This window comes from Aliagarivorans taiwanensis DSM 22990 (genome assembly GCF_000429505.1).
Lineage (GTDB): Bacteria > Pseudomonadota > Gammaproteobacteria > Enterobacterales > Celerinatantimonadaceae > Aliagarivorans > Aliagarivorans taiwanensis.
Window position 1 is genome coordinate 27,524 of sequence record NZ_KE386911.1, and the last position, 13,187, is coordinate 40,710.

Below are 13,187 nucleotides of genomic sequence, written 5' to 3' on the forward strand. Positions count from 1 at the left end.
GAGAAACACCATGACACTGAGCCTTAACGGCATCGAGATCGCCACCGATAAACACGGTTATCTGAGCGATCACAACGACTGGAGCGAACAACTCGCAGCAATCATCGCCGAACAAGAAGCGATCGAACTAGAAGAACCCCATTGGGAAGTGGTGCGCTTTGTGCGCGAGTTTTATCTGGAGTTCAACACCTCCCCTGCCATGCGCGCGCTGGTAAAAGCGATGGCCAAGCGATTTGGGCCGGATAAGGGAAATAGCCGCTATCTGTATAAGTTGTTCCCGAAAGGGCCGGCGAAACAAGCAACTAAGATTGCCGGGCTGCCGAAACCGGTTAAATGTATTTAGCGCCAGCAACGACAAAAGCCACCGCGAACGGTGGCTTTTCTTTGTCTAACTTAAGGTTAGATTAGAAGTAGTAGCGAACACCAACAGCGAACAGGTCGTCATCAGCTTTGCTACCGCCGGTTTTCTCTTCTACGTTAGCGTATTCACCGTAGAAACGAACACCAGCAATGTAGTAAGCCGCACCCACGATGTACTGAGTGTCACGAGTGCTAGCTGCATCGTAGTCCAAGTAGTTGAAACCTGCGTACAGTTGAACGGCATTCGGGAAGGTGTAAGCTACAACGCCTTCGTAACCGTTTGACTTGCGGTCGTACAGGTCTTTCAGGTCTGCGTAAGCAACAGAAGCATACCAAGCATCAGTTGCGTAAGTCGCAGCCAGAGCCAGTTGCTTGCTGTCTTTTTGACCAGCAGCAGTGTAGTCAGCTACATGGTATGCAGCACCAATGTTCAGACCAAAGTCGAAATCATAGCTAGCAGCAAGTGCGTAGCTTGAGTCGCGGTTGTTGCTTTCGTTTTCAAACTGGTATTGAGCAGACAGGTTGAAGTTACCGATGCTGTTATCGTACTTAACAGACTCATCAGCACGCGCAGTACCACGCTCATCACCACCACCGTAGATGCCCATGGCTGTACCGCCATTTACCCAGAATACGTCAGTTGCGCCGGCAACTTCGTAGTAGGTTGACCATTGCTTACCAAAGCTGATAGAACCAGCTGAATCGTGGTCGAAAGCGATAAACGCAAGGCGGTTGAAGAAAGACGTACTAATACCGGTGTCTTCATCAACATTATTGTTCTGAGGATTTCCTAGACCGTACTCTAGCGTAGAGCGAGCTGTTACGCTGTCGGTAATAGTCTTGCTGAAGTTAAAGTTAATGCGAGACGAGTTGTTGGTCAGCACGGTTGAAGAGTCGCTGTTTAGAATCATCAGATTTAAACGACCGCCAACGCTGAAAGTTGCGCTGCCATCGTTATAAAGTTCAACTGCCTGAGTAGCGCCAGTTGCCAGAAGCGCTGGTACAGCCAAAGCTAATACTGTTTTTTTCATTGTTCCACTGCCTTTGTAGTTATTTAATCCATTTCCCTTGCCCAATTCTGGGCAACAAAATATTTTGCAAATGCAACACCTGCTCAGGCGTTCCGTTTGCTGGATCACAATTTTGCAAAAGCTTACGCTGCGTTCAAGTTTTTTTTTCATTTTTTTTGAACTTTTATGACAGTTTGATGTCATGTAAATGACAGCATTTATTGCTCAATTTACCATCACGCACAATCCCCTCTCTCAAGCGGCGCTGGTGGTTATTTCATCCTGCATAACCCACCGAAGTAGTATGTAATTCCGTGCCGTCACATATAGGCTACATTAGCCGACACAATGAAACATATCGCTCCAGCTGATTCTATTTTGCGCTCATGGAGCAGGTTATCGAACCTGCAGAGAAGCACACTCGCTAAAATTTAATGTAGTGCGAGCATTAGAGTTGAAAGTGCGTTAGCTAACGACATTGCGCCGTGTAACTCGCGGTCTATACCAAGGCAATAGAGTGTGTGGTGGAAGAGCATTTTGTCTTCTCGATTTGTGCTAAGACCGCAAACTAAAAGGCAAGGCTTAATCACGTAGAATTCGCTTAGTGATTGGTTATATGACAGCTCTCCTACTGGTTGAGGAGAAGTGGCAACCTTATTCAGCGCCGGTCATAAACTAAAAAAGCCACCTTTCGGTGGCTTCATATCATAAGACTTAACAAGTCTTAGAAGTGGTAGCGTACGCCCACAGCACCTTTGTTGTCGCGAGATTTCGCGCCAGCGGTGTCTTTCATATCGATGTTTGCGTACTCAGCAAACATGATAACGCCGCTCATGTTGTAAGAGCCGCCAACGATGTACTCGTTGTGCTCAGCGTCACCGCTGCGCTCTTCCAGGATGTTGAAACCAGCGTGAGCTTGGAAGCCTGACGCGAAGTTGTAGCTTACGAAACCTTCGTAGCCACGGGCTTTTTCGAAGTCTTCTACGTTTTTAGACTCACCGTAGCTTAGGCCGGTGGTCAGGCTGTCTAGCTTGTAAGTCGCATTTAGAACGTACTGCTTAGCGTTGTCTTCGTCAGCAATCTTGGTTTCCAGGAAGGCACCGCCGAAGCTTAGACCGTTACCCAGATCGTAGCTAGCGGCTGCAGAGTAGCTGCCATCGCGGTAGAAGTCAGCTTTGCTTGCATCGCCTTCAAACTGGTACATCGCAGACAGGTTTAGACCGCCCAGAGCAATATCGTACTTGATAGCTTCGTCAGCACGAGCTGCGCCGCGAGCGTCACCAGCGTTGCTGTAGATACCCAGCGCAGAACCGCCGTATACCCAGAATACATCGGTAGCGCCAGCTACGTTGTAGAAAGTAGACCATTGCTTACCGAAGGCAACAGAGCCGTAATCGCTGTGATCAAGCGCGATGAAACCAAGACGGTTGGTGAAAGAAGAATCAACGTTCTTCTCTGGGCTTACCATGGCGTACTCCATCAGAGCGCGCGCTTGCAGGTTTTCGTTCAACTGGCGCTTGAAGCCGAAGTTGATGCGTGAAGATTGGTTTTGCAGCTTAACAGTGCTGTCTTTGCCAGACTGGTCGCGAGCTTCAACTTTCAGTACCAGACGACCGCCTACAGAGAATGCGTTAGTGCCATCGTTGTAAAGTTCTACTGCTTGAGTTGTGCCTGCAGCCATCATAGCTGGAACGGCCATTGCTAGAATGGTTTTTTTCATTTTTCCACTGCCTAAAGTTGTATGTAATTCATACTCTCCATGTAACGATATTATTGACTGAACTATATTTTTTCAGCAGCACATCCATTTGCGGATACAGATATTTGCCGAATATCAAACCTAGTTCAAGCTTTTTTTAAAATTTTTTGGAACTTTTATGTCAGACAGGTGACCTTTAGTAATTAACCTTTTAAGTATCAAGAAGGTTCTAAGAAACAGTATCTTGCAGCATTAGACAGGTTTTTAGTTAGTAATGATCGTAGCTCAACCCATGTCGGCTCAAGGCTTCAGCCATAAAAAAACCCGCCGCAGCGGGTTTCTGGTAGTTCCAATTAACTTACGTGTGTCAGGACAGCTTAGAAGTTGTACTGAACTGAGATATCCCAAGCATCATCAGCGCCAGAGATTTGCTGCGCAGCGTACTCTGCAAATACTTTGATGTTGCTGTTGAACTTGTAGCTTACGCCTAGAGTGAATACGTCAGAGAGATCTGCAGATGCGCCGCCTGATTCAATTTCTGACGTTGCGTAACCTGCATAGATGTCAGTTTGCCCCAGGTTGTAAGAAGCCACTAGGTCGTAACCCGTGATGTCCAGATCAGCTGTTGCAGTGTCAATTTCTGAAGAAACGTATACCGCAGCCAAGTATAGGGCATCCAGGCTGTAGGTTGCAGAAAGCGCGTAGTTAGTTTTGTCAGCACCACCTTCAAACTCTTCTACGTGGAAACCACCGTAAACACCCAGACCGAAGTCGGTGTTGTAACCAACGGTAGCTGCGAAACTGTTGTCCAGGTCACCAATCACTACTGACGTATCGTTCTCTGGATTACCCGCTGAAATTTGGAAGTTTTCATCAGTGAACTGGTAAGAAGCGCCCACGTAAAGACCACCAAACTCGCCGTTGTACACAATTTGACCTTCTTGACGACCATCTTCAACCAAGGTGAAAGCTTCATAACCGAACTTGTTGAAGATATCGGTAGCCGCAACGGCTTGATAGAAAGCAGTATCGGTTTGACCGAATACTACAGTACCCCAAGAATCACCTGAGAAACCTGCATATACGTGACGAGCAGTAAACTTGCTGCTGTCACCATTTTCTGCAGCGACTTGCCACTCACCGCGAGCTACGCCGTACAGACCATCGCTGATCATAGATTTGGCTTTGAAGCCCAAGCGTGCTGAGCCTACGCCATCGGTATCGTCACCAGTGTCGATAATATCGAATTGCGCACGACCATAAAGGTTAACGCTAACATCTTCACTATCGTAAACGGTTGCTGCCTGCGCTGATGCTGCGAATAGAGCTGAAGTAGCTACTGCAAGAATTGTCTTTTTCATTTTATGTGCCTTTCTTTGCGATTAAACACTTGTTCCATTATTCCCTGTGTAACAGCGATTTCTCGCTGCCAAAAATAATTTATCAACTCATAATCATTTTGCAATATTTTTTGTGAACTTTTTCGCAAACTCGTAAATGCGCGATTTATCATGCGCTTACACAGGGCAGCGGTTAGAGCTACTCTAAAAGGCGAAGTTCTTAGCTAGATATGTCAAAAATATGTATTTTTCGCGTGCTGCAATTTTTGCCCATAACAGCATATTTATCTTCGACTTAGACAATGAGCGAGGTATTCTAAGTAGTGATGCGGGAAATCGAGGGAAACGCCTCCATATATAATGTTGGCAGGCACTACTTCCGGCGGCAGTAAATCCATCAAGTTTAAGAGCTGACTTTTGTTAAGTAGCAAACACAAATCCACCATTCGACACTGGTACAAACAACTGCAAGAGCAGAACCGGGGCTTTATTACACGCCCGGCGCAGGCCTCACTCATTGCGCAAATTTCACGCGCCATTGCCGGTGATATAGATCGTAAACAACGTATTTTGCTGGCCGAAGCAGGTACCGGTACCGGTAAATCTCTAGCCTATTTGCTTGCTGCCATTCCATTGGCCAAGGCATTTAACAAGACCTTGGTGGTCTCCACTGCGACGGTATCGTTGCAGCAACAGTTGATTGAAAAAGACCTGCCTTTATTACACTTGGCCGCCGAAGGTAAGTTTTCGTTTGCGCTGGCCAAAGGGCGCCACCGCTACTGCTGTACCCACAAACTTGCCAACCTTGAGTTCAATGGCAAAGGTCTGAGCGATAGGCAGAAGAGTCTGTCGAAAAAGCTTCTGGCGGCGATTCAGCAGAACAAATGGAAAGGCGATCGCGATAGCTGGCCAACCAAGATCTCCGACAGCTTGTGGAAGCAGATCGAGGCAGATGGGCTTAGCTGTAGCCCGCAGTTCCCCCGACACCGCAACTGCCCGTTTCATAAGGCGCGTCATGGGCTGAAGAAACAGGATGTGATTGTCGCCAACCACAGCCTGCTGCTGGCGGATTTGTTGGCGGGCAGTGGCCATATCCTCCCTCCCGCTCAGGATTGCATCTATATACTGGACGAAGCCCATCAGTTTCCCGAGATTGCCCGCGAGGCCAATGCCAGTGCGCTGGCGGTGAAACATGCTGACAAGCAACTCAAGGCCATCGTTCAGTTCGATAAGCTGCTGGTTAGCAAACTCGATCTCCACGGCCTACACGGCCACCGACTTACCCTTAAAGAGTGTTGTGCCAGCTTGGCCAGTTGCTTTGCCAGCTTGAGCGATTTCGCATTTCAAAACCCCACTAAGTTTGATGACAACCACAACTGGCGCTTTGCCAATGCCGAGCTGCCTAGTTTTTTGACTAACTTGGCGAATAACGCCCGCCCAGCAGCGACCAAGCTGCGTTCCTGTCTGCAAAGCTATGCTGGGGCGATCCAAGAGGCGTTTAACGATAACAAGCTAAAAGCCGGCGTTGCTGAGAACTACCTCACCCAGGTCAACCAGCTACTTTATTTTGTAGAAAGTTGGGCGGAGTGCCTGTATGCCTATCAAGAGCCCAGCACCAACAACGCCTATTGGTTGCAGCGTAGCGAACACGAGCTACAGCTTTGTCATTCCCCCATTGAGATTGGTGGGATCTTGCAGAACATATTATGGCAAGAAGCCTTCGCCGCTGTGGCGGTCTCTGCCACCCTCAGCGCCCTGGGGCGCTTTGATTTCTTCTTGCAACAAGCCGGTTTGGTGAAAAAGCTCAGCTCTGAGCAGATCGTGAAACTGCCCTCGCCCTTCGACTACAAGCGGGTCGATTTGCTAGTACCCAAACAGCAGCCGGATCCTAACTCCACCGAGTACCCCGCGTTTGTTGCTGAGCGGGTGCTAAAAGCCTACCAAGCAGGCGCTGCAGTGCTCGTGCTGTGCAACTCCTATCGCTTGGTCGATTCAGTGCGCCAAGCCATGGATCCGCGTATCGACAACCTGTGGATACAAGGGGAGCTCAGTAACAACCAACTATTAGATAAACACCGCCGTTGTTGCGACAACAAAAAACCATCGGTGATTCTCGCTACCATTGGCTTTAGCGAGGGCATCGATCTGCCCGGCGATTACCTCACTCACCTGATCATCGCCCGCCTTCCTTTCGCAGTACCGACCGATCCGGTGATGCAGAGCCACTCCGAGCTGCTAGAGTCGAAAAACCTTAGCCCCTTTATGCAGTTAACTCTGCCAGCGGCGAGTCGTAAGTTGCTACAAAGCTGCGGAAGACTGATGAGAAAGGAGCAAGACTCAGGTACAATCGAGCTCCTTGATCAGCGCATCCTCACCCGCCGTTACGGAAAACAGCTGATAGCCGCGCTACCACCCTATAACCACAAAGAGTAATTTGAATGCTAGAACTGGGTTTTGACCTTTCCGTGTTGCTGCTGGTCGTTGGTGTCGGCCTAAGCGCTGGATTTATCGATGCGATTGCCGGAGGCGGCGGCTTGTTGACGGTACCCGCGCTGCTCAGCATAGGTCTTCCCCCTCACCTCGCCTTGGGCACCAACAAGCTCGCGGCCAGTTTTGGCTCTTCTACTGCAGCCTGGACCTATTATCGCAAGCAGCTATTTAACCCAGTATTCTGGCGTTGGAGTTTTGTCGCCACAGCGTTGGGCGCCACGGTGGGCACCTTTGTGGTCGACTTTATCTCAACTGCGTGGCTGGACAAGCTACTGCCACTGGTGATTATCGCGACCGCCATCTACACCATCATCAATCGCAAGCAGGCGGAAGGCAAAGATGCCCTGCCAGAGGTAAGCCCCCAGCACCATCGTCGCACCCTTACCCAAGGCTTTAGTCTGGGCTTTTATGATGGTGTGGCAGGCCCGGGAACCGGCGCATTTTGGACCGTGTCGTCCATGGCAATGTACAAAATGAACATTTTGCTCTCATCTGGCCTTGCCAAGGCGATGAACTTTACCAGTAACTTTGTCTCCTTCCTAACCTTTGTGTACTTGGGGCACGTATCCTGGGCGCTGGGCTTGAGCATGGGCGTTAGCATTATGGTCGGGGCCTATATCGGCGCCCACTCGGCGATTAAGTTCGGCGCGAAGTTTATTCGCCCGGTGTTTATTACGGTGGTACTGATCATCGCCGGTAAGTTGGCATTACAAGCATGGTTCAGCTAGATCGTCTAAATCGCCAGCTCTACGAGCTGCGTTTACTGGCAGAACAGATCGACCAAAAAGGCGAGCGCCACGCCTATGCTCGGTTGAGCGTGTTAGACGAGCGCTTTTCCTGCCGCAGTGATAACTACCTCGACTATGTAGAAGAGCTTACTCACGATCTGCAGCGGCTGGTGAAGCTCAGCGAGCTGAGCCAAGATATCGACTTACTTGCTCTTTATCGCGACCGCTTTGTCGGCAAGTTCGCCATGCTGAGAAAGCAGCTCAACAGTGCCAATTACCGCAGCCACCAGCAGCAAAGCAACCAACAGCAGCAACAGCGGGTGAAACAGTGGAAGCGCCAGCTAAACCAAACCCTACAAAATGATGACTTAAGTGCGCTGCAACGTCGCCTTGAGCAGCAACGGCACTTCGAAACACAGTTAAATCAACAAATAGCCGCAAAAAATCAACAGCGTAGCAATAGCGTTAACCCCAAGGAAACTGCTAGACTGGGCGCCGAATTGTTGGCTTTACAGGCTCGCTTAGGTGAGTGTCAGAAAGCCACCTGGAAAATCGAACACAAAATGGAACTCATCCGCAATCGCTTTAAGGAGTAAACATGCACCTCTTTACGAAAGCTATGACAGCTGCTGTCGCTGCCTTGGCCAGTGCCCAACTAGCTGCTGCGAGCTTTTCTGTCCCGACCAATTTCGAACTGCTTTACGTGGATAAAGAGAAGGTCAGCTCATTTTTTACCAGCAAATCTAAAGTTGATCTCGACGGTGGAGTTCACCAAGTCGTAGTGCGCTATCGCGATACCGTTGGCGGTTCAGACAACTCTGAAGTTATTTCGTCTGGCCCTATCGTGATCAACCTCGAGCTCAGCGCCGATCAAGACATCGTGCTAAAGGGTGACTCACCGCGCACCGTGCGTAAAGCAGAAGAATATGCGAAGAAACCTCGCTTTAGTGTTAGTGACAAGCGTGGTGGCCAAGTTCGTCACGAGTACTACCACCTGCCGCTTAAGCCAGGCTTCCAGCTAAACCGTGATTACCTTGAAGAGATCGCGGCCTATGAAAGCCAAAACGCTAGCCAGATTATCGCCACGCCAGCAGGCGCGGCTGCGGCGCCAAAACCAAAAGCTATCCAGCCTGCGGCGGCAGCGACCACTGCAGCAGCCACTACCGCTGTAGCGGCAGCACCAGCAGCCTCTGCGCCAGCGGTAACCTCCACCAGCAACACCACCGAAATGGAGATGTTGACCTTCTGGTTTAATAAGGCCTCGGTTGAGACGCGCAAGCAGATTCAAGTGTGGGCGATTACCGGCGAAGCACCTGAAGCTGCCGGTACCGAAATGGAAATGCTGCAGTTCTGGTACGGTAAAGCGGACGAAGCTACCCGTAAACAGTTTCAAGTGTGGGCTATTCAGCAGTAGAATCTGAGTAAGCCAGCAACGTATAAAGGCCGGTTGTCCGGCCTTTGTTTTATCTAACGAATAAGGTCCCTATGTCTTTAGAAACCGCCCCTGCCCATATCAAGCTCGCCGTCGACCTGATCCAGCTGCTGGAAGAGAACCAGCTTGAGCCGCAAGTGGTATTAGATGCGCTGGCAATCGTTGAGCAAGACTACCATCATAAGCTGGAGCAACAGCGCAGCGAGTAACTACGCTTAATAGGCACTAGTGCCCTTCTCGCTCCCAATCATAGGTCGTTGTTTGGCTGTTGTTCGGCCATAAAAAAGCCCGGTATTCACCGGGCTTTTGCGTTTAAGCGAGTTTGCTAGTTAAGCGTTCTGCGCAACGGGTGCGTTTTGACAGCCTTTGATTACCAACGCTGCCAGAATCGCTAAGCCAAGGCCCAGCGCCAGAATCACGCTACCGGTGAAGCCATATACCAGGTAGCTAACCACACTGATACCACCGGCCAGCAGTGCGTAAGGCAGCTGGGTGTTAACGTGGTCCATATGGTCACAAGCCGCACCGGTTGAAGACAGGATAGAGGTATCTGAGATAGGCGATGCGTGGTCACCAAATACTGCACCGGCCAGTACTGCCGACAGCATTGGCAACATCAGACTGATATCGGTACCTGCCGCCATATCTGCAGCGATGGGCAACATAATGCCGAAAGTGCCCCAGCTAGTACCAGTAGAGAACGCCATGATGCCAGCCAGAATAAATACCAATAGCGGCAGCAAGCTTGGGCTTAGCGTATCTTCCACCATAGTGGCCAGGAACTTACCGGTTTCCAGGTCGCCAATCACACTGCCAATACCCCAAGCGAACAGCAGGATAAGGATGGCAGGTAACATTGATTTCGCGCCCAGCAGGGTGGCGTGACCGATGCGGCCAGCAGATTCACCTTGAGTAATGGTGAAGCCCAGCGCAACAACGGTGGCCAATACCGCACCGATCACCAGTGAACGGGTCACATCGGTGTTCTCCAGCGATGCCAGAATCGAGAAGCCAGCTTCTGGCTCAGAGGCCATATGACCGGTGATCACAAAGCATGCGAAGGTTGATAGGATCAGCACCAGAATAGGTAGGATCAGCCCCATTGCTTGGCCATTGGCTGACTCTTCGAACTCAGCGCTCGCACCGGCAGGCTCTGGTTTAGCCGGGTCAAACAGCAAGCCTTGAGTCTGGGCGCGCTCTTCGTGCACCTTCATGCTGCCTAGGTTGATATTGAAGTAGGCAACCGCCAAGGCCAACATCAGCGCAAACAGGGCATAGAAGTTAAATGGGATCATCGCAACAAAGGCGGTTAGCGGCGCCATCTCGGTCATGCCATGGGTAACCAGTAGGCCACCCACTAGCGCGATGATGTAGGCACCCCAGCTCGACAGCGGCATCAATACACACATTGGCGCTGCTGTTGAGTCCAGCAAGTAAGCTAGCTTGGCGCGGCTCACCTTGAACTGGTCGGTTACCGGGCGGGTAACGCTACCCACGGCCAAGCTGTGGAAGTAATCATCCACAAAGACCACGAAGCTTAGCAGTGCCGTTAGCAAGGTGGCATCACGACGCTTAGTCAGGCGTTGCTTGGCTTTCTCTGCAAAGGCGTGAGTAGCACCGCTTAGGGTCATGATGCTGGTCATCGCACCGAGTACCAGTAGGAAGATGATGATCTCAACGTTCCACAGCTCGAGTCCGCCCGCTTCAAGCAGATTACCAGCGGCGTCGTATTCGGCTGATTCCCACACCAAAGCCAGTGCAGTATCAAAGATGTACTGTGCGGTTTCGCCAGGGACAAAATTGTTGACCAGCAACGCGCCAAGGATGATACCGCCAGCCAGTGACAAGATAACCTTGCGGGTAATCAGCGCCATACCTAGTGCTAGAAGCGGTGGCAGCAATGACAGTGCGGGATAGGTTGTAAGTAGTGTTTGCATATGTTCTCTGTATTTCTGTGTAACATCTTAGGAGCGATACACGAGATCAGAGAACCACTATTGCGAAGGGAGCTGATCACCGGTAGCGCTCCACGGTATAAAACCATGACAGTACTGTACCTGTTAAGTACAGCACCAGCAGATAACATTGATGTGTTATCCACTTCGGCTTTGGCCCCTTTCTCACAACCCCATAGGCATCACCCGGTGTTGCAATACTCTTGACTAAAGCTCCTCTACCAAAAGATTAGCCGACATTATAGGGATATTCACAATACTTACAACTAGCCAAAGCTGTATATTTCGAATATTTATCTAGGAGCAAAATTTAATCATCAAGCCCCAGCGAACCAGCTGCTTTCGTCTATATTCAAGTAGTTACATTTTTAGCTCTGAGACAATTGCTTGAATAAACACCGCTTTCTGTCGTTTTCCTTTGCCGTTACCATCACCTTATTGGGCACGCTGGCGCTCACGCTGATCTTCTCCAGTTGGCTATTTCGCGAGCAGCAGCGATTACTTGATAGCTACTTAAACCTCGCTGATAAGGTGTTTACCTCGGTGGCAGGCTCCCTTGAGCAGCTCAATCAGCTGCCCTCTGAGCAATGCGACGAAGCGCTGTTACTGCATATGCGCCGGGCGGTTTTTCTCAATCCCTTTATTCAAGACATCGGCCTTATCGATAACGATCACCTCTCCTGCACCACCGCCAGTGGACCGATTGAGCCGCCACTGCCGATCCAAGCGCCCAGCTATCGCACCGATAAGCAGATCAGCGTGTGGATCGATGAAGAGTTATACATCTTCGATTTCGCCTACCGCGCCCATATTATGCAGCTTGGTCGCTTTAATGCGGTGGTCGATGGCAACCAACTTAACCCAGCGGACATCACCAGCCACCGCTGGCAAATTGTTGGGCGCAGCAGCGATGGCCTGATCCCAATATTTGGCGAACCTGAGCTATTTAACATAACCCAACCGGGCACCCTTTTGCACCGTAGCGCGCAGTCCCACCTAAGCCAACGTTGCGCGGTTCACTCGCGTTTTTGCATGGGCATAGAGACTGACCACCTAAGCATCCTCAAGACTCGCCCTGAGCTGGTGCTAATGTCGCTAATGGTCTTGCTGCTAATGCTGCTACTGAGCTACAACTCCGCCTTTTATTGGTTGCAGCATCGCGCCACCATCGCCAGCCGAGTACGCCGTGGGCTAAGCCGCCACTGCTTCTATCCGGTGATCCAAGTAATTGTCGATATCAACACCGACAAGGTGATTGGCGGTGAGATCTTAGCGCGCTTTAACGATGCGCAAGGCAGCTTAACGCCCGATCAGTTCATCCCCGAGCTGCAACGCCAAGGCCTGAGCTGGCGCTTCACCCAACACATCGTCACCGAAAGCCTGCAACGGATGATCGGCCCCGGCGAGCAACTCAAACACCTTAAGCTCAGCTTTAACGTGTTCCCCAGCGATGTGGAGTCAAACAAGATTGTCGAGCTACTCGACTGGCCAGAAGTGCAGGCCTTCCCCGGCTCTATCACCTTAGAGATCACCGAAGATCTGCACCTCGATGCCCCGCAAGCGAGACAGAATATCCAACATTTGATCGATCATGGCTTGGAGATCGCCATCGACGATTTCGGCACCGGCTACTCCAATTTGCAGCAGCTCAAGCGCTTCTCTTGTCATTACCTGAAGATTGACCGTAGCTTCACCTACGAACTGGAAGAAGGTGCGATACGCTCATCGTTGATCCCAATGATTGTCGATATTGCCCACAGCAGTGAACTGAAAGTGGTAGCTGAAGGGGTCGAGAATATTATGCAAGCCCGCGCGCTGCGCGAGTTAGGGGTGGAGTATGCTCAAGGCTGGATGTATGGCAAACCCACCAGCATCGAGCAATTTTTAGATGGCTTGGGCGACTAGCGTTCAGCCTGTCGCCCATGAGTCATTAGCACAAACGCACGCCGATCTGTTGCTCAGGCTGCCAATACAGGGTGAATTGCTCACCGATCTGACAGCCGCAACTGCCCGAGCAGCCCGGCAATGATTGCATGGTCAGGCGTTGACGGGCGACCCAAGGCTGTAGCATGGCGCTGCAGGCATCTTCACTCAGTCGGAACTTTCGCGCCAGCTCAGCCAGGCTAATGCCCGGCTGGTCGATAATCGCTTGTTTAAGCTGCTGCAAGATCAT

At 50.6% G+C, this 13,187-nt stretch carries 12 protein-coding genes and 1 riboswitch; of the genes, 7 read left to right on the top strand and 5 right to left on the bottom strand.

Annotated features, from left to right (window positions below; all coding sequences use genetic code 11):
• Positions 1–10: 10 nt before the first annotated feature.
• A complete protein-coding gene (locus G462_RS0120240; protein ID WP_035478592.1) occupies positions 11–343 on the top strand; it encodes a TusE/DsrC/DsvC family sulfur relay protein in 333 nt (110 codons plus the stop codon).
• A gap of 61 nt (positions 344–404) precedes the next feature.
• Here G462_RS0120240 and G462_RS0120245 read toward each other — a convergent pair whose 3' ends face one another.
• The 3 genes from G462_RS0120245 to G462_RS0120255 form a co-directional block, all read right to left on the bottom strand.
• A complete protein-coding gene (locus G462_RS0120245; RefSeq protein WP_169720204.1) occupies positions 405–1,541 on the bottom strand; it encodes a porin in 1,137 nt (378 codons plus the stop codon).
• A gap of 553 nt (positions 1,542–2,094) precedes the next feature.
• Complete coding sequence (locus G462_RS0120250; RefSeq protein WP_026960588.1) at positions 2,095–3,090, bottom strand: porin; 996 nt, start codon at positions 3,088–3,090, stop codon at positions 2,095–2,097.
• 356 nt (positions 3,091–3,446) lie between these two features.
• On the bottom strand, positions 3,447–4,430 hold the full coding sequence (locus G462_RS0120255) for a porin (RefSeq protein WP_026960589.1): 984 nt from the start codon (positions 4,428–4,430) through the stop codon (positions 3,447–3,449).
• 396 nt (positions 4,431–4,826) lie between these two features.
• Between G462_RS0120255 and dinG the strand changes: the two genes are divergently transcribed.
• The 5 genes from dinG to rsmS all read left to right on the top strand — a co-directional run bounded on the left by dinG (position 4,827) and on the right by rsmS (position 9,268).
• Positions 4,827–6,842 carry an ATP-dependent DNA helicase DinG gene (gene dinG / locus G462_RS0120260; protein ID WP_026960590.1) on the top strand — a complete coding sequence of 672 codons (2,016 nt, stop codon included), beginning with the start codon at positions 4,827–4,829 and terminating at the stop codon, positions 6,840–6,842.
• Positions 6,843–6,847: 5 nt separating this feature from the next.
• Positions 6,848–7,627 carry a sulfite exporter TauE/SafE family protein gene (locus G462_RS0120265; RefSeq protein WP_026960591.1) on the top strand — a complete coding sequence of 260 codons (780 nt, stop codon included), beginning with the start codon at positions 6,848–6,850 and terminating at the stop codon, positions 7,625–7,627.
• A complete protein-coding gene (gene priC / locus G462_RS0120270; protein WP_026960592.1) occupies positions 7,615–8,223 on the top strand; it encodes a primosomal replication protein PriC in 609 nt (202 codons plus the stop codon). The genes G462_RS0120265 and priC overlap by 13 nt, the downstream gene beginning before the upstream one ends.
• Before the next feature lie 2 nt (positions 8,224–8,225).
• A complete protein-coding gene (locus G462_RS0120275) occupies positions 8,226–9,041 on the top strand; it encodes a YccT family protein (RefSeq protein ID WP_026960593.1) in 816 nt (271 codons plus the stop codon).
• Between the two features lie 71 nt (positions 9,042–9,112).
• Entirely contained in the window at positions 9,113–9,268 is a 156-nt protein-coding gene (rsmS, locus tag G462_RS24415) for a pleiotropic regulatory protein RsmS (protein ID WP_084405168.1), read from the top strand.
• Between the two features lie 120 nt (positions 9,269–9,388).
• Here the strand turns inward: rsmS and G462_RS0120285 are convergent, their stop codons facing one another.
• Positions 9,389–10,996, bottom strand: coding sequence for a Na+/H+ antiporter NhaC family protein (locus G462_RS0120285; RefSeq protein WP_026960594.1), 1,608 nt, complete (start codon positions 10,994–10,996; stop codon positions 9,389–9,391).
• A 75-nt stretch (positions 10,997–11,071) separates the two neighbouring features.
• Positions 11,072–11,243: riboswitch (Lysine riboswitch) on the bottom strand.
• 158 nt (positions 11,244–11,401) lie between these two features.
• On the opposite strand from G462_RS0120285, the gene G462_RS0120290 reads away from it, so the two are divergent.
• The gene (locus G462_RS0120290; RefSeq protein ID WP_026960595.1) at positions 11,402–12,919 is read left to right on the top strand and encodes an EAL domain-containing protein; all 1,518 of its coding nucleotides are present in this window, start codon (positions 11,402–11,404) and stop codon (positions 12,917–12,919) included.
• A gap of 25 nt (positions 12,920–12,944) precedes the next feature.
• Here G462_RS0120290 and G462_RS23600 read toward each other — a convergent pair whose 3' ends face one another.
• On the bottom strand, positions 12,945–13,187 hold the full coding sequence (locus G462_RS23600) for a FeoC-like transcriptional regulator (protein ID WP_051326893.1): 243 nt from the start codon (positions 13,185–13,187) through the stop codon (positions 12,945–12,947).

Coding starts and splice junctions, on each gene's coding strand:
- G462_RS0120285 (WP_026960594.1), bottom strand. CDS start 10,996: ATGCAAACACTACTTACAACCTATCCCGCACTGTCATTGCTGCCACCG.
- G462_RS23600 (WP_051326893.1), bottom strand. CDS start 13,187: ATGATCTTGCAGCAGCTTAAACAAGCGATTATCGACCAGCCGGGCATT.
- G462_RS0120255 (WP_026960589.1), bottom strand. CDS start 4,430: ATGAAAAAGACAATTCTTGCAGTAGCTACTTCAGCTCTATTCGCAGCA.
- G462_RS0120275 (WP_026960593.1), top strand. CDS start 8,226: ATGCACCTCTTTACGAAAGCTATGACAGCTGCTGTCGCTGCCTTGGCC.
- G462_RS0120265 (WP_026960591.1), top strand. CDS start 6,848: ATGCTAGAACTGGGTTTTGACCTTTCCGTGTTGCTGCTGGTCGTTGGT.
- priC (WP_026960592.1), top strand. CDS start 7,615: ATGGTTCAGCTAGATCGTCTAAATCGCCAGCTCTACGAGCTGCGTTTA.
- G462_RS0120250 (WP_026960588.1), bottom strand. CDS start 3,090: ATGAAAAAAACCATTCTAGCAATGGCCGTTCCAGCTATGATGGCTGCA.
- G462_RS0120240 (WP_035478592.1), top strand. CDS start 11: ATGACACTGAGCCTTAACGGCATCGAGATCGCCACCGATAAACACGGT.
- rsmS (WP_084405168.1), top strand. CDS start 9,113: ATGTCTTTAGAAACCGCCCCTGCCCATATCAAGCTCGCCGTCGACCTG.
- G462_RS0120245 (WP_169720204.1), bottom strand. CDS start 1,541: ATGAAAAAAAAACTTGAACGCAGCGTAAGCTTTTGCAAAATTGTGATC.